Genomic DNA, 15,557 nt, shown 5'->3' with positions numbered 1-15,557 from the left:
CGGCCTCAGAGCTCCATTCCATCGCCGGGGTCAAGCGCTGCCTGTCGCGCCAACCCACGAGCCTGCTGACGAAGCGCGCGAGCGCGCAAGACATCATCGTCAGGATCATCCTCTCCGAAGGCGAATTCAGGCGCCGGCTTCGCTTGCTCCGGGACGATTTCCTCGTGTTGAGGGAGCTCCGGCTCCCGGCGGATGCCACCATTCGCGGGATCATCGATCTGTGTCTCGACCGAGGAGCTGACTTCCCGGCCAGCACTAACAACGGGAACCGGCAACAAGCTCCAATCGTCGACCGAGCGAGTACCGGCTTGCTTCGTCGCGGCAGGCGGCGCCAGCACACGTTCGGTCAATCTCGGATCTTCGAAATAACGCGCCTTCTTGGCACGGATCGGGGGGACGCCTGAGACCAACACCAGTTCATCGTCGGGTGGGAGTTGCATCACTTCGCCGGGCGTCAGCAGAGGTCGCGCCGTCTCCTGTCGTGAGACCATCAAGTGGCCGAGCCAGGGGCTGAGCCTGTGGCCGGCATAATTCTTCATCGCTCGCATCTCGGTCGCAGTTCCCAGCGCGTCCGAGACGCGCTTGGCGGTGCGCTCGTCATTTGTCGCAAAGGACACGCGCACGTGACAGTTGTCGAGGATGGCATTGTTTGGCCCGTACGCCTTTTCGATCTGGTTCAACGACTGAGCAATCAGGAAGCTCTTGAGGCCATATCCGGCCATAAACGCCAGCGCCGACTCGAAGAAATCGAGCCGGCCGAGCGCCGGAAACTCGTCGAGCATCAGCAGCAACCGATGGCGACGTCCCTTCGCGTGCAGATCTTCCGTCAGACGCCGACCGATCTGATTGAGGATCAGACGCACGAGTGGTTTGGTCCGGCTGATGTCGGATGGAGGCACGACCAGGTAAAGGGTCGCAGGTCGGTCACCTTCGACCAGATCGCGAATGCACCAGTCGCAGTGGTGGGTTACCTTCGCCACGACGGGATCGCGATAGAGTCCGAGGAAGGACATCGCGGTTGAAAGCACGCCGGATCGCTCATTCTCGCTCTTGTTGAGAAGTTCCCGCGCGGCCGAGGCGATAACTGGGTGCGGCCCGACCTCGCCAAGATGCGCCGTCGTCATCATGGCCCGAAGTGTGGTCTCGATCGGCCGTTTCGGATCGGAGAGAAAGCCGGCAACACCCGCTAGCGTCTTGTCCGGTTCGGCATAGAGGACGTGGAGAATGGCGCCGACCAGCAAGGCGTGACTGGTTTTCTCCCAATGGTTGCGACGTTCGAGCGATCCCTCCGGATCAACCAGGACATCGGCGACGTTTTGGACATCGCGCACCTCCCATTCGCCGCGACGAACCTCAAGTAACGGATTGTACGCTGCCGACTTGGTATTTGTCGGATCGAACAGCAGCACACGGCCATGCCGGGCACGAAAGCCCGACGTCAAACCCCAGTTCTCGCCCTTGATGTCGTGAACAATGCAACTGCCTGGCCATGTCAACAAGGTCGGCACCACCAAGCCAACACCCTTGCCGGACCGGGTCGGCGCGAAGCAAAGCACATGTTCCGGTCCATCGTGACGCAGGTAGTCGCGCTCGAACTTGCCGAGTACGACACCGTCTGGCGCGGCGAGACCGGCGGCACGAATCTCGATTGGAGACGCCCAGCGAGCCGAGCCGTAGGTGGCAGCGATCTTCGCCTCGCGTGCCCGCCAAACCGACATTCCGATGGCGGCTGCGGCTGAGATAAAGCCGCCGGAAGCGGCGATATAGGCGCCCTCGACGAAGACTTGGGGCGCGTAGGCGTCGTAGGCGTACCACCACCAGAAGAAAGCCGGCGGGAGGTAGACTGGTACGCCCGGCACGAGTTCGAACCATGGCTGTCCGAGTTGTGGTTGGTAGCCAAGTTTCCAAGCCACCCATTGCGTCGCCGCCCACATGGTGACGAGCACGATTGCAAAGACAACAATGATCTGACCCCAAAGGATCTTGGTCGCGGACATGGCTAGCCTGGGATCAAGTGCTGCCACCCGCGATAGACAAGAGTGGAAACTCAAAAGACGTGCGTCGTGCTGCAGTGGCGTACAATTCGGACGGTTGCGGTGACCAAGGTTAGGGCGTGAACCATCATAAGCTCGAGCAGCCGGCGGACGTCTGCTTTGGTGCGCATGCCGGACTCAAGTCGGACATTGCGCACTTCCGAAAAGTGCCAAAAGCAGACCAGTGCACTAATTTATTCTTCTATAGAAATCAGCCACGCCTCGATTCTCCTGATGTGACCATCTAGTTCTTGTTCGATAGTCTCTTGTCCGAGGCCTCTTATCCCGCCAGCGTCCGCAACGGATGCGTCGATATCCACCCACATAGACGCTAGCTTTCCCGGCGGCAGTTCGTCGATTGCCGCACGCCGGTCTGACCGTCGATCCAGCTCTTCAGGATCGAGTTTTTCGAGCATGTCTACCATTTTCTGATACAGCTTGCCGTATCGCTCGCTAATTTCGAAGAACGGCCCGAGTTGCTGGTGCTCCAGATAGTCTTGCACCGTTCCTGATCGGCCATAAACGCCTTCGGTCCTGGGATGCGGCGTCAGATGTCCGAACGATTCATTCCCATCCGGCGTGACCCATCGCGCCAAGGGATAAAGGCGGCAGGCCAGCGGCCGATCGGGATGCACGCCACAGCCCCGCTCGCCGAGGAAGCCGCAATCGCCGTTTTCTTTCGGCCGCAGGACTGTGCCGCCTGCTTCGGTGTGGTTTTCGATAAACTGCGTCGTCGTGATGCCGAGATACCGCGCGAGACGCAGGATCTCGTAAGGGTTGACGCGGATTGCCTTGTTGCGGCAGCACCGATTGCAGGCGTGACAGGCGTAGGAGAACGGACTGTCACGATTCATGTCGAAGTCGACGCGGGAAACCAGATCACCGTAGGCCATGATGTCGCCTCCTGGCGGCATGCGGGACAACGGACCCCGCGCAAGACGTATTATTGCTTTATTGCTTCACCGGGAGAGCCCTGATCTTGTCGACAATCTCCTTGGTCAGATCGGCGCAGGCGCGCATCGGCTCATCCTCCGCGCATTTAACGTCCACAGACGTTGTACCTTCGCTATCGACGTCGACCCTGATGCGGCCGGCCTTGCCTTCCCGACGGCTTTCCTTGCCTTCACCTTTCCCTTCGCCTTTTCCTTCGCCCTTGCCCTCACCTTTGCCTTCTCCCTTGCCTTCTCCCTTGCCTTCTCCCTTGCCTTCTCCCTTGCCTTCTCCCTTTGCTTCCATCTTTCCCTTGCCCTGGCCAAAGGCATTGGAGCGCATGCCAAGCGCAACGCCGAGGGCGGCAACGCCCGCCGCAAGCGTAAGGGTGGTGCGGCGGGACACGCTAGTTCGGTTCGGATTGTCGTCGCCATTGGTCATCGTTGTCTCCTCTGGTTGATCGCCCCGACATGGGCGCGAACGGTTGGATGGCTGGTCCTGCGGGCATTCACGACGACACTGCGGAGAGTGCGAGGAGCGAAAGTAGCAGTGCGGGGGGCATCACCAGCAGGCCAAGCCTGAGAAACCGCAATGCGTCGACATGCTGGCCCTCGCGCCGCAGGGCGATCAGCCACAGGATGGTGGCCAGCGAGCCCGTCACGGAAAGATTGGGTCCGAGATCGACTCCGATCAGGATCGCACCGGTGACATGAGCAGGCACTTGCGCCGCCTGGCTGGTGGTCGCCGCAATCAAGCCCATCGGAAGATTGTTCAGCAAGTTCGAGGCCAGGGCGATGGCGATGCCAGCGATCCAGGACGTGGCCTGTGGCGACGCCGTTGCAGCTTCTTTTAGAACGCGCGCGAGTGCGGGCAGCGCACCGGTCCGGTTCAGGCCTTCGACGAGAATGAAGAGCCCGGCCACCAGCGGCAGCACCGACCACGAAACGCCCCTGAGAACCGGCAGCGGCGACCGCCGTCCGATCGCCAGCACAAGCACCGTGACGGCCGCCCCGGCGACGAACGTCGGCAATCCCAAATCGCGGCCGAACGCCGACGACGCGAGCAGCACGACCGCGGTCAAGACGATGCCGATCAGCGCGAGCGTGCCGCCGACCGTCAGCGGTGTGATGTTCTCGACCTCCGCGACCGGTGCTTCAAGATCACCTGCCTGCGCCAGCCGTAGCGCCAGATAGGTTGCTGCAATCGCCGCGATTGAGGGCAATGTGAACGTGTGCAGCCATTCCAGCAGTGGCGGCATCTGCTTGCCGAACACGACGAGATTGGCGGGATTGGAAATCGGCAGCACGAAGCTCGCCGCGTTGGCGATGAAGGCGCAGATGAACAGGTACGGCAGCGGCTCGACCTTGGCCGCGCGTGTCGCCGCATAAACCGCCGGCGTCAGCACCACTGCGGTGGCATCGTTCGAGAGCAGAACCGTGACGATCGTGCCGACGATGTAGACAATCAAAAAAAGACGTTTGGCCGAACCGCGCGAAAACCGAACCGCCTGCGCCGCCAGCCAGTCGAACAAACCTTCCTTTCGTGCCACCTCTGCCAGCAGCATCATGCCGATCAGGAAGAGATAGACGTCTGTACCTTTGGCGGCCGCCGTCAGTGCCTCAGTCCATGGGAGCAGGTTCAGCAACACCAGGAGCAGCGCGCCCGCAACCGCCCAGATGAACTCTGGCAGGTTCCACGGCCGCGCGATCACGCCGAAGGTGGCAAGACCGGCAATGCCCCAAGTGGCCGCGTTGACGCTGTCCATCACCGCGCTCCTACCGCCAGCGCGCCGGCAGGCGCCGCGCCCTGCGAACCATTCGGGCGCGCGCAGGCAGGCCTAAGGATCGACGCGAAACCAAGCCATAGCGCGGCGGATCCCAGTGCAAAGCTGCCGAGGATCAAAAACATCGGGCCGTAGCCGATACCTTGCGCGATCCATCCGCCGATGGCCGGGCTGAGCGATGCGCCAAGGCCTTGCACGGTTATGACGGCGCCATGTCCGACATTAACGCGTCCGGTGCCGCTCAGGATACGCGCCACCAGCCCCGGCACAGCCACGCTCTGAAGTCCGGCGCCGATGCCATCGAGGATCTGCACCGGGTATGCGCCCCATTTGTTCATGACATGGGCAGCGATGACGCCACGAATCGGCAGGGCGACAAAGGAAATCAGCAGCACCAGCCAGTAACCTTTTCTGTCGGCAAGCCGCATGGCGATCAGGGATGCGAGGATCATCGTGACCTGCGCGACGACGATGGTCATGGCGACGAAGCCGGCGGGGTCGCCCTGCTTGTTGGCAACGACGGCAAGACCGTAGAGCGGCAGCATCGCTCCGTTGCCGAGATGAAAGCAGGCCAGCGCCGCGGCAAGGATCAACAACGGCTTGCATTCGAGAAGCACGGTGATGCCGCCGACCTTGCCGGTCTCGTCGCCAGTCTTCTTCAGGCCGCGGGCTTCATCGTCATCAATGGCGGCGCCCGGAATCATCAGCACGGAAATAATTGAGAGAATACCGAACAAGGCGGCAAGCCAGAACACAGCGGTAAAGCCGAACTGCCATCCCAGCAGGCCCGAAAGACCGGCTCCCACCATGTTGCCGGCATGATTGAGCGCCTGATTATGTCCGATCTGCCGGTTGAACCCGGTTTGACGCACGATGCCGAGCGTGATGCCTGACACCGCGGGACCGATCGCGGCGCCGGCGATCGCGGTTGCGACCTGCGATAGCGTGACTAGCCAGAAGTTCTGCGAAAGCAGAATCAGACCGGACGCGATCAGGGTGCAGATGCCGGGGATAATCACGTAGAGCTTCTTGCGTCTGGTCGCATCGACCAGCGCGCCTGCAGGCGTGGTCACCAGCATGCCGGCCACGCCGCCGACCGTCATCACCGTTCCGATCAGTCCGCTCTGCCAGCCATGCGCCAGCAGGAAGACGCCGAGAAACGGACCGATGCCCGCCTGCATGTCGGCCATGAAGAAGTTCAGCGACAGCAGCGGCCAGAGGCCTTTCGAGGCCGGCCTGTTCGAGGCTTGTGTCACGTTGCGCTCCGATCTTCGACGTCTTGCGAAACCTAGAATTTCGATATCAGCGTGATCCCGGCGACCATCAGCGCCGCACCGGCAACACGGCCCGCACTGAACTCATGGACTTGCATGCCGAACATTCCGAAGCGGTCGATCACCAGCGACATCAGGATGTTCGCGGTGATGGTCAGTCCGGCGAACGTGCCGGCGCCAACCATGCCGACGAACAGCAATCCGGCGACGACCGCGAACGCGCCAACCAGGCCGCCGAGAGGCGCCCACCACGGCATCTCAGCCAGCCCGCGCTCGCTCGGCAGCGGATGCGGAAGGCACATGATGAGACAGACCAGAAGGGCAACGATCGGCAGGAACGAGACGAGGCTCGCGAGCCATGGGTTTTCCAGCGAAACGCGCAGCGTGTGATTCATCGGCGGACCCCACGCCTGCAACGCGCCCGCGACGAGGATGATCGGATAGAGCCAGGCCGGACTGATATTCTGCATCTCGCAATTCCTTCGCCCAAAAATCCTGTGCCCACGTGCAAGCTGTACGGTTCACCATTTCCTTCCATTCCTGTTCGGCCCGAGCTGGGTTCCGAACAGATGCCGCTCCGGCCACGCACCGATGTTGGCGGCATCGCTGCCGGTCGGTTTGTTGTCTCCCGCCACATATGGCGCCACTTCGATAGTGTCGGTGTCCTGATTGCGCTGCTGATCGGTCATCCGAACGCTCAGCCGGAACGGCCAATCTGGAGCCGTGAGGTCGGCGCCGAACAAGCCGCTGTCGCCACCAAACATCGGGTGCCAGGCCTGATCATCGATCCTGAATTCGGCTTGCGCGATCGGAACGGCGCCCCAGGCCGAGGCTCTGACCTCGCGACGGGCGTTTGCCTCGCCAAAATGCGGCGCGATCGCCAGCCGTCGGTCGGACGGCGACGTGATCATGACGAACGGCCAGGGCGAATCGAGCGGCTTGAAGCGCCAGCTCACCGCGCCGCGGTCGATGGCCGCAAATGTGAAGCCGACGTCGCCTTCCTCGATTTGTCCCGTCGAGCGCGTGGCGGTATAGATAGTTCGGCCGTCGCGACTGATCTCGTTGTAGTGGGTGTGGCCCATGCTCACGAGCGCGACGGGGCTTTCGTCGAGCATGGCAGTAATTTCGGCCGCCTCCTCTCCGAGATCGGCGGGATAGGCGTGCATGAACACCGCAGCCGTTTTGCCGTCGCGCCGCGCCGCGTCCAACTGGCCGCGCAGCCAGACCAGACGCACGGCGCCGAGCCGGAAGTCCGGACCACCAGTGCCGCGCGACACGACATCGAGAAAGATGCAGCGGCAACCGGATATCTCAATGACGTAGGGCAGCTTCCGGACGTGAAGGCCACCGTAGAAATTGTCGAGCGATTTTGGCTTGAAGTCGTGGTCGCCCGGGATCCCATGCCATGGCGCGATCAGGCGCGACAACTCGTCGTGGACGATGCGGAATTGCTCCGGTGCGCCGTCGTCGGCGTTATCACCGGGCAAATAGACGAAATCAATTCGTCCATTTGTATTGCCGTTCACCTCATCGACAATGCGGCGCAAATCGACATGGTTCTGCAAACCGGCTTCGGTGATGTGCAGATCTCCGATCTGAAGGAAACGCAGCGGCTTTTCAGTTGTGTCGGTCATCGCATCGATCTCTGGGTTATCAGGGCACATCGCGGAGCAGCGATGGGTTTCCATCGCCGCAGACGCGGCAATCATTCGGCGTGCGCGTGTTTCTCGTCGTGTTTGGGTCCGTGCTTCTTGCCCGGCTGCTTCGGCCCCTTGTGGTCCGGACCATGCTTGGGCTTCTTCGGGCCGACCGTCTTCATCGTTTCGGCGGAGGCGCCGATCTGGCGAGCTTCGACGACCGTTCCGAATGAGGTCGTTGCACCGTCGCCGGCCGCGACAATCTCCGCTCCCTGCGTAAGCAGCGCGGAAAATCGCTCGGCCTCATGCGGCGGCAGCCTGATGATGCGGCCGTCCTCGAGCACGACGCCGCGGGTCTCGCCCTTCGGTCCGTGAATCGATCGCTTGACGATGCCTTGCACGCTCATCGGGCCATGCTTGGCCTTCTCGAATGCCGCATTGTCTTCGCGCGCGTCAGGGCCATCGTCGAGGATGCGGCCCTTCGGCGTATCGATCGCAACGGCGGCGACCATCTGGACGCCGCGCGGCCGAACCCCGCGCACCCTGACCTCGCTGCCGGGACGGACGTCGCGCAGCAGCCGCGCCGATAGATGCGGCGGCACATGCACCTCCTCGCCGTCGGTCAGCAGAAACCCGTCGGCCTCGCCATGCCTATTGACGAGAAACTGGTCCACGGTGCCGGTGATTTCGGGCAGATAATCAGGGTCGATCCAATGCATTACAAACTCCTTGCGTTCGACTGCCAGTCAGTCCTGACAGTTACTTCGCAAGGCGCGTGCCAACGGCTAAATATCTGATAAATATAGGATTATTAGCGGAGCCACCGATCAAATCCGTCGTCTTTCCCGACGACAGCCGTCACAAAAGCGGACGCTTTGACGCCCCCACATCAATCCGGACTTTTGCGTTTGCCCAGCCCGTATTTCTCGGCCTTGGCGTGCAGAAGCTGCCGATGGATGCCGAGGCGGCGCGCAGCCTCGGCGCGATTGCCTTTCGATTCCGTCAGCGCTTCGGCGATCAATCGGCGCTCCAGGTTTTCAACCGCGGACGAAAGATGGCCGTCGTCGACGCCATTCTCTTGCGTATTCGCGGCCGACACCGTCAGGAAATCGAGATCGCTCGCCGCCACGATATCGCTGCGGCACATGACCGCGACGCGTTCCATGGCGTTTCTGAGTTCACGCACGTTGCCGGGCCACGCATAGCCGGTCAGCCGCTCTCCGGCCTCGTCGGACAACTGCTTTTTTGGCGAGGATGCGATTGCCAGAAAATGCTCGGCGAGCGGCAGGATGTCTGGAACGCGTTGGCGCAGGGGCTGCAATTCGATCGGGACCACGTTGAGCCGATAGAACAGATCCTCACGGAAGCGGCCCTGCTTCACCCATTGCTCGAGATCGCGATGGGTGGCCGCGACGATCCGGACATCGACCTTTTGCGGCTTGCCACCGACCGGCGTCACCACGCGCTCCTGTATGGCACGGAGTATCTTGGCCTGCATCGCCAGATCCATGTCGCCGATCTCGTCGAGGAAAAGCGTGCCGCCGCTGGCCTCGCGGAAGGCGCCCTTGCGCTCAATGATGGCGCCCGTGAAGGCTCCTTTGACGTGACCGAACAGTTCGCTCTCGAGCAGATCCGGCGGAATTGCCGCGCAGTTGAGCGCCATGAACGGACCGCTTCCGCGAGCGCCGACGCGATGGATCGTTCGCGCAACGACTTCCTTGCCGGTACCGGTTTCGCCGGTGATGAGCACCGTGGCGTCGCTGTCGGCGACCAGCCCAATGGTCTTCTGCACTTCGCGCATGGCGGGGCTCGAACCGATCAGGCTGTCATCAGCGTCAGGCGGACACGCGGCCGGCAATTTGGTGGCGCCTGGGCGGATCATGCGCGCCAGCAGCGACGCCAGATCCTCGCGGCCAATGGGTTTTGTCAGGTGGTCGAAGGCGCCGAGTCGCATCGCCTCGATGGTGTTGGCCGCCGTGGCATAGGCCGTGATGATCGCGACCGGGACATTTGCGCCATCGGCGGCGGCACGCAGCCGGGTCAAGACCTGGAGACCATCCATGTCCGGCATCCGCAAATCCAGCAGCACGGCGCCGGGCGTGTTGGTCGCTGCAATGGTCAGCGCCTCGCGTCCGGACGCGGCCACCAGCGCTTCATATCCGAGATCGCGCACGGCCTCCGAAAGTCCGTCACGCAGGTTCTTTTCGTCGTCGACGATTAGTACGGCGGTCATGGGTGCGATCCGATCGGAATCTCCAGAGTGAACGTGGTACCGTCGGTGCGGTGCTCGACGGATGCACGGCCGCCGTGGGCGTCAGCCACCTCACGAACCATCGCCAGCCCGAGTCCCGTTCCGTCCGGACGGCCGGTAGCGAAGGGTTCGAACAAATGTTCGCGGATACTCTCGGGAACGCCGTAGCCCGTATCCGACACCGACAAGCGAAGAATGCTGCGTTCGATCTCCGAGCGCAGCACGATCGGCGCGCCGTCCTGCGAATTCTGGATCGCGTTGAGAATCAGATTGTCGAGCGCTCCCCCGACCGCGGCCGCATCGAATTCGGCCGGCGCTGAATTGTCCGCCACGTCGACGGTAATCGGCCGGCGTCCGGCCTGCTCGCGAAACAGGGAAGCATGGGCGGTAAGAAACGCGCGGATATCCATGACGGGCTGACGCCTGATTTCGGTGCGCTGCACCGACCGAAGCAGATTTTGCAGCAAGTGATCCATTCGCCCCACCTGCTCGACCACGACCTGCAAGGCGTCCGTCGATCTACTCCGATCGGCTTCGCTGGCAAGCGCATTCTCGGCTTTTAACCGCATCGCCGCGATCGGGTTCCGTATTTCATGCGCGACGCCTGCGGCGACCCGCCCCAGTGCCGCCAGACGCTCGCCTTCCGCGACGCGCTGCTGGAGGCTCTCGGTTCGGTGGCGGGCTTGCAGGGCCTTAGCACCGGCGCCGTTGATGGCCGCAACGATGCGATCGAGATCGCGTTGCCCCGTCAATTGCAGCACCGGCAGGTCCTCCGCGCCGGAGGCCAGCGCCGTTTCCACGGTCCGCAACCGCTGCGACCAACGCCAGAGCACCCGCGCAAGCAGCGCCGCCGACCCCAACAAGACAATCAGCAAAAACGCCAGTCCGGTGGTCGCCAGCAGAAACGGCCGGCCGCCGACCGTGATGACACGGGTCATGGTCCAGGCGGCAATTTCCGTCCCCCCGGCTCCAAGCGGGCAGGCCTGCATCAGCAATATCTGCGAACGCGCGTCGCGTTTCCATTCCACCGGACGGTGGGCGAGGATCGCGGTCTCGACCACCTGACGGATGGTCGGCTCTTCCGCCTGCGGCAGGTCCGTTTTCTGGCCGCTGCCCTCATAGCTGGGGAACGCATAAGCGAGCGGACCGGAAGACGCGTTCCAGACACCGCCTTCCACGCCCGCAAACGGCTCGAGCGCGCGTCTTACGGAAGACAAATAGTCCGCCGCAGCCGCGTCGCCGGTCCCGGCAGGCGCCGGCACGCGCATCTCACGAAGAACCGCGTCGCAGGCCCGCGCAAGATTTGCCGCGGCCCGTTCGGTTCGCTGGCTCGTCGTCTCCTTGTAAAGCGCGATCAGCATCGCACCCACAACGAGAGCGGCTACCAGGAACAGGCTCCAGCAGACGGCAAACCAGGCGACGATCGAGCGTGGCAGACTGAACTCCTCCTTAAAATCGGCGTGCTGGCCCATTTCGAGGAATCCGTACCTCGAGAAGCCAGCTCGATCCTCGTTCAAGGTCTACTAAACCTCAAAATAACGAGAGAATTCCAGAGATATTGCAAGGCCCGTGATCCAAAAATCGATCGGATTATCTAAAGCCCCAGCCCGCGCTTTCGACCCAAGCCCCAATCAACGCCGCCCTTGGACGTCATCACGCCGGCGACCTGGCGACCAAGATGTTCCTCAAGTGCTGGTCTCCACGGCACGAGTTGGAAGCCGAGCCCGTTGTCGATCATCGCAAAGCGGCCCGAACTCAGCGTGAGACGTTCGCGGTAGACACCCGCGACATGTTCGCCCTCGACCGACGGGCGGTAGGTAAGTCCGGTCTCGGTGGAAAGCTTTGCCGCGGCGGCGGTCAGGTCCCGTTTCCGCAACGTGTCCAGCAGATCTCGGGCGAAGATGACCCGCTGTCCCTGTCGGCGAGCGAGCCCTTCGCTGGCGAGATATTCGACACGACGATCCATCGCCTCACGAACCTCCGCGCCAAATCCACTTCCGCTTAGTGTGGCTTCCTTTGCAAGAAGCTGGCGGTCGATCCAGGTCGCGCCTGGTGCTGCGACTTGCGCTTCGATCGTCAGATCGGATCGCGTCGCGAGTGAGGAGCGTTTGCGCCCCTGCCCGTCTTCGTAGGCCCGCATCTCGACCACCGCGCCAGGTTTGGCGTCTCCGGTCACCTCCAGATCGGAAAAAACGAGGTGGTGCGTGCGTCCATCGACACCTTCGATGACCGCATAGGCCGTACCTCTCAGTTCGTCATGCAGCCCCCGAGCCACAAGTCGACCCTGGACCGGATCGGCGGCTTGGTCGCCATGCAAGGCGAACCCTGTCAAGTCGGGCTCGCGTCCGGCACCTGTGATCGCGCGATGCATGGTTTTGATGATGTCCCCGCGTACCGAGATATCTTGCAGTGTTCCCTCAATTCCAGGCTTCAACGTCCAGCATCCAGGAGCGACTTGCTCGGCGAGGCCGAGCCGCTCAAGCTTGGCAGCTCGTCCGACCATCAACCTTCGCAACTCGGGATCGCTATCCGGAACACCTGGTCTGAGATCAGCCACACCGGCTCCATCATCCGCAGCGCCACGGAGTACCCTGTCGAGCCCGGTCCAGCGCTCGGCCTCGACTTCCTTTTCCAAGGCGAAGCGAATTTCCTGCTCGGAGCGCGGGCCTAGTTCCAGGGTGACGCGTTCCCCAGCACGGGCCCGGAAGCCGCAGCTAATGTAGTCGCGGCTGATGACCAGGTCTCTGCCGTCATCGGCGCGGCCGCGCACCAGGACGTGCACATGAGGATTGTCGGTGTTCCAATGATCCACCGCCACCCAGTCCAGCCTTGTATCAAGGTCACGCTCGGCGTCGGCCATCAGTTCGCGGGTAAAGGTGCGAAGGTCCGCCATCTCGGGCGCGTCCTCAGGCGAAACTGTGAAACGGAAATGATGCCGATCATCCTCGCACCGCTCAGCAAAGGCCTTCGTGTCAGCATCCTCCGTGGTCGCACCGAACATTCGCGCGTTGGCGCCATCGCGGGTCACACCTTCGCGTTTGAGATACGCGACGTGTTTCGAAAGTGGCGCCGAGCGAAATCGCTTGCCCTGATGGCGAACGATCCGAGCCATGATGACGACCCGCCGACCTGGCGACCGCGCAGCAAGTGAGAGCGCGGCACGCCGGCCCCGTCCAAACGTCGAACTACCCCTACTCCTGCCGCGCCCAAACTCCTTGCCCGTATGTCCGGCCTTCCTGGCGGCCCGCATCACCTGGCCGACGAAGCTCTTTGGACGTTTGGCGCCCCGGTTTCCGTGCCGGATGCGACCGGGCCGAACATTGATCTCGTCGTCTCGTACCGTCACGGCCGTCGACATCCGTAAAACGATGACCGATGGCGCTCGATGCGTTGAATTCGTTGAACTTTGCGATCTGGGCGCCAGCAGTCAGCCCTGCCCCGATGCACAAAATTCTCAATCCAACCAACCACATGCCCCAGACGAATGTCGGGGCTTTTATCTTGCCATCCGTGGCTGGTATCTCCCCGCACCCACTGCATCTCATCAGAACACGCAATGACCAACGACAAATTGCGATGAAGCACGATCTGGATCATTGCGATCGGGCCTCACTGGCATGGTGTATAAACAAGTTGCCCGACTGCGGCACGAGAGCGGATAGATCGACAACAGGACGAACGTTTGATCGACGGTCTGGCCGCGCATTAGACGATGGACGCTCGTCGGAAGAGCTGCTCGCGGAACGCACAACGAATAGCGGTGAGCGAGCCAACGTGAGTGTTTCCGTGACAGCAACAATCTTTCCGTTAACTCGTTTGCCTCCGATCATTGGTGCAAGTATGGCGACATAGTCCTGGGTCTCATCCGGCAATGAACGACCGGTCGCCAGATGGTTCTCGTAGCGTGTCGGCCCTGCATTGTACGCGGCAAGGAAGCCCGGCGCGCCAAATCGTTGGTAGAGCTCGCGGATGTATGCGGTGCCGGCCAGAATGTTGTCGCGGGGAGCGTAGGGATCGGCGCCGAGATCATATCGAGCGCGCAGCTCTGACCACGTCAGTGGCATGATCTGCATCAGTCCCATTGCACCCTTTTGCGATCGCGCCCGCACTTCGCCAGCACTCTCGACGCGCATTACCGAACGTATCCAATGCTCCGGAATAGCGAACCGTTTGGATGCCTCGGTGATAAAACCCGCCAAGGGATCGATGGGTCGACCCTTCTCCTGATGCGTCACCGACACCGCTCGCTCGGCATGTGCCGCCACACTGAACTGCATTGATGATGCGAAAGTCGCCACAATGCACGCCATCGCCCCGAGACATCGCAAGGCTGCCATCGTGCTCGCAGCCGTCAAGGGTGAAGCACTATCGCGCCGGCCTCGCGGTCCCCCTGGACCGCCGCTGCGCGCGATGGCCGTCACAGACATGGTCGGGACGGAGGAATGGTGCTGCATTCGATCGAACAGAGGAATGACAGTCTTTTCGGAGCGGACGATCACGATCACTCCTCCCCGGTCCACACAGGCAGTGCCTTACCAATGACGGAAGAGTTCGGAACAAAGCCAAAGTAGCGACCGTCCAGCGACTCTTCCGATTGCCAGTTCATTAGAAAGAGCTCGTCCGGCTCAACGGAGTGACATCCCTGCCAGACAGGCAAGGGACGGCCGCGGCTGTCGCGTGACAGCGCATCTCCCATGTCGATCCCGTCGACGGAGATCGTCAGCCCTTTCCTGCAGACCGTCTGTCCCGGAAGCGCCAGCACGCGTTTGAGCATTGGAACGCCGATCGGCAGATAGCCGTTCAAATCGAGAAAGGTCGCAAGCGGCTCGGGCGGTCGGACGGCTACGAGTTCGGTAACGGCAAGCCTGCCGACGGGCTGCAACTGGTAGAGACCAATCGGAACGCTCTTCGAGGCGTTCCAAATGTAGGCTGGCGTCGCCTCTCCCATCGTCGACAGGACAAGAGCCACGGCTGTGAACGTCATTAGAATTGTCGCAGTCCGGCCTCTCATGGCGAGACTCTCCGCCGACGCAGCCATGCCTGATGGCGTCCGCGGGTGTACGGCCGTGGCGTCTCATTCACCGACAAGCGGTTATGGACGTGATGCCAGTATTCCGGCGCGACGTCGGCCGGATGGATGTCGAGCGCCTCCACCGCGTCGATCACTTGCAGCACACGCTCGACTTTCGGCCAGCCGGTTAGCCGTAACAAGATGTCACCACCAGGCCTTACCCAAGGCACCGTTGAATAGCGCTGTCCGGGCGTCGCGGCGCGCAGAATGTCGATACGCGACATGACCGTGCCGAAGTCGTTGGACGCCCATCGAACGAACGCAAAGACAGTGCGGGGCGCGAACGACAGAATACGCCGGCGCCGGTCAATGATCTGTTCCGCCACCGCGCGGCCGAACCGAATTCGATTCTCGATACGCTTTTCGAGCCACAACAGCTCGACCGTCGTGAGGTCAGTCACGTCGTCCTCCGGAGTTTGCAAAAATGAGAGATTGCGGAAGGGCAGATTCGGACGCGCACCGGGACGATCGCATCTGGATCGCGCGAGCATCCTGCCCTTGGCGTACCTGTCTCGACCGCTCGTCGGTGACTGCTTTGGCCAAGCAATCGCCCAGCAGATGCGTGTGGCTTTGCAGCC

Annotated in this window: 14 protein-coding genes; all 14 read right to left on the bottom strand. The window is 62.1% G+C overall.

The annotated features are described in order from the left end of the window. Nucleotides 1-5: 5 nt before the first annotated feature. A complete protein-coding gene (locus UB31_RS28045) occupies nucleotides 6-1,997 on the bottom strand; it encodes a conjugal transfer protein TraG (protein WP_045013204.1) in 1,992 nt (663 codons plus the stop codon). Between the two features lie 230 nt (nucleotides 1,998-2,227). Continuing rightward, nucleotides 2,228-2,926: a YkgJ family cysteine cluster protein gene (locus tag UB31_RS28040; RefSeq protein WP_045013306.1), complete on the bottom strand. Its 699-nt coding sequence runs from the start codon at nucleotides 2,924-2,926 to the stop codon at nucleotides 2,228-2,230. Between the two features lie 58 nt (nucleotides 2,927-2,984). Then, on the bottom strand, nucleotides 2,985-3,404 hold the full coding sequence (locus tag UB31_RS41710) for a hypothetical protein (protein ID WP_063775645.1): 420 nt from the start codon (nucleotides 3,402-3,404) through the stop codon (nucleotides 2,985-2,987). Nucleotides 3,405-3,471: 67 nt separating this feature from the next. Next, complete coding sequence (locus UB31_RS28030; RefSeq protein ID WP_045013203.1) at nucleotides 3,472-4,728, bottom strand: arsenic transporter; 1,257 nt, start codon at nucleotides 4,726-4,728, stop codon at nucleotides 3,472-3,474. Beyond that, entirely contained in the window at nucleotides 4,728-6,002 is a 1,275-nt protein-coding gene (locus UB31_RS28025) for an MFS transporter (protein WP_045013202.1), read from the bottom strand. The genes UB31_RS28030 and UB31_RS28025 overlap by 1 nt, the downstream gene beginning before the upstream one ends. Nucleotides 6,003-6,034: 32 nt before the next feature. After that, nucleotides 6,035-6,490, bottom strand: coding sequence for a DMT family transporter (locus UB31_RS28020; RefSeq protein WP_082078650.1), 456 nt, complete (start codon nucleotides 6,488-6,490; stop codon nucleotides 6,035-6,037). Nucleotides 6,491-6,541: 51 nt separating this feature from the next. Continuing rightward, nucleotides 6,542-7,654 carry a metallophosphoesterase family protein gene (locus tag UB31_RS28015; RefSeq protein WP_045013303.1) on the bottom strand — a complete coding sequence of 371 codons (1,113 nt, stop codon included), beginning with the start codon at nucleotides 7,652-7,654 and terminating at the stop codon, nucleotides 6,542-6,544. Between the two features lie 71 nt (nucleotides 7,655-7,725). Beyond that, nucleotides 7,726-8,376: a hypothetical protein gene (locus UB31_RS28010; RefSeq protein WP_045013201.1), complete on the bottom strand. Its 651-nt coding sequence runs from the start codon at nucleotides 8,374-8,376 to the stop codon at nucleotides 7,726-7,728. A gap of 170 nt (nucleotides 8,377-8,546) precedes the next feature. Beyond that, on the bottom strand, nucleotides 8,547-9,890 hold the full coding sequence (locus UB31_RS28005) for a sigma-54-dependent transcriptional regulator (RefSeq protein ID WP_045013200.1): 1,344 nt from the start codon (nucleotides 9,888-9,890) through the stop codon (nucleotides 8,547-8,549). Next, the gene (locus UB31_RS28000; protein ID WP_050044851.1) at nucleotides 9,887-11,380 is read right to left on the bottom strand and encodes a sensor histidine kinase; all 1,494 of its coding nucleotides are present in this window, start codon (nucleotides 11,378-11,380) and stop codon (nucleotides 9,887-9,889) included. The genes UB31_RS28005 and UB31_RS28000 overlap by 4 nt, the downstream gene beginning before the upstream one ends. A gap of 122 nt (nucleotides 11,381-11,502) precedes the next feature. Next, a complete protein-coding gene (locus tag UB31_RS27995; protein WP_045013199.1) occupies nucleotides 11,503-13,266 on the bottom strand; it encodes a relaxase/mobilization nuclease domain-containing protein in 1,764 nt (587 codons plus the stop codon). Nucleotides 13,267-13,501: 235 nt separating this feature from the next. After that, on the bottom strand, nucleotides 13,502-14,413 hold the full coding sequence (locus UB31_RS27990; protein WP_245306080.1) for a lytic transglycosylase domain-containing protein: 912 nt from the start codon (nucleotides 14,411-14,413) through the stop codon (nucleotides 13,502-13,504). After that, entirely contained in the window at nucleotides 14,410-14,919 is a 510-nt protein-coding gene (locus UB31_RS27985) for a S26 family signal peptidase (RefSeq protein ID WP_045013300.1), read from the bottom strand. Before UB31_RS27985 ends, UB31_RS27990 begins: the two co-directional genes overlap by 4 nt. Next, complete coding sequence (locus UB31_RS27980; protein WP_045013299.1) at nucleotides 14,916-15,380, bottom strand: DUF2840 domain-containing protein; 465 nt, start codon at nucleotides 15,378-15,380, stop codon at nucleotides 14,916-14,918. The genes UB31_RS27985 and UB31_RS27980 overlap by 4 nt, the downstream gene beginning before the upstream one ends. Nucleotides 15,381-15,557: the final 177 nt, after the last annotated feature.

The sequence above is a fragment of the Bradyrhizobium sp. LTSP849 genome (genome assembly GCF_000938255.1).
GTDB lineage: Bacteria > Pseudomonadota > Alphaproteobacteria > Rhizobiales > Xanthobacteraceae > Bradyrhizobium.
The sequence above is the reverse complement of the archived record's forward strand: the minus strand, read 5'-3'. Positions and strand labels throughout refer to the sequence as shown.

Excerpts from the sequence above, each read along its gene's own strand:
- UB31_RS28040 (WP_045013306.1), bottom strand. The coding sequence starts at position 2,926 with ATGGCCTACGGTGATCTGGTTTCCCGCGTCGACTTCGACATGAATCGT.
- UB31_RS28015 (WP_045013303.1), bottom strand. The coding sequence starts at position 7,654 with ATGACCGACACAACTGAAAAGCCGCTGCGTTTCCTTCAGATCGGAGAT.
- UB31_RS28000 (WP_050044851.1), bottom strand. The coding sequence starts at position 11,380 with ATGGGCCAGCACGCCGATTTTAAGGAGGAGTTCAGTCTGCCACGCTCG.
- UB31_RS28030 (WP_045013203.1), bottom strand. The coding sequence starts at position 4,728 with ATGGACAGCGTCAACGCGGCCACTTGGGGCATTGCCGGTCTTGCCACC.
- UB31_RS28005 (WP_045013200.1), bottom strand. The coding sequence starts at position 9,890 with ATGACCGCCGTACTAATCGTCGACGACGAAAAGAACCTGCGTGACGGA.
- UB31_RS28020 (WP_082078650.1), bottom strand. The coding sequence starts at position 6,490 with ATGCAGAATATCAGTCCGGCCTGGCTCTATCCGATCATCCTCGTCGCG.
- UB31_RS28010 (WP_045013201.1), bottom strand. The coding sequence starts at position 8,376 with ATGCATTGGATCGACCCTGATTATCTGCCCGAAATCACCGGCACCGTG.
- UB31_RS41710 (WP_063775645.1), bottom strand. The coding sequence starts at position 3,404 with ATGACCAATGGCGACGACAATCCGAACCGAACTAGCGTGTCCCGCCGC.
- UB31_RS28045 (WP_045013204.1), bottom strand. The coding sequence starts at position 1,997 with ATGTCCGCGACCAAGATCCTTTGGGGTCAGATCATTGTTGTCTTTGCA.
- UB31_RS27995 (WP_045013199.1), bottom strand. The coding sequence starts at position 13,266 with ATGTCGACGGCCGTGACGGTACGAGACGACGAGATCAATGTTCGGCCC.
- UB31_RS27985 (WP_045013300.1), bottom strand. The coding sequence starts at position 14,919 with ATGAGAGGCCGGACTGCGACAATTCTAATGACGTTCACAGCCGTGGCT.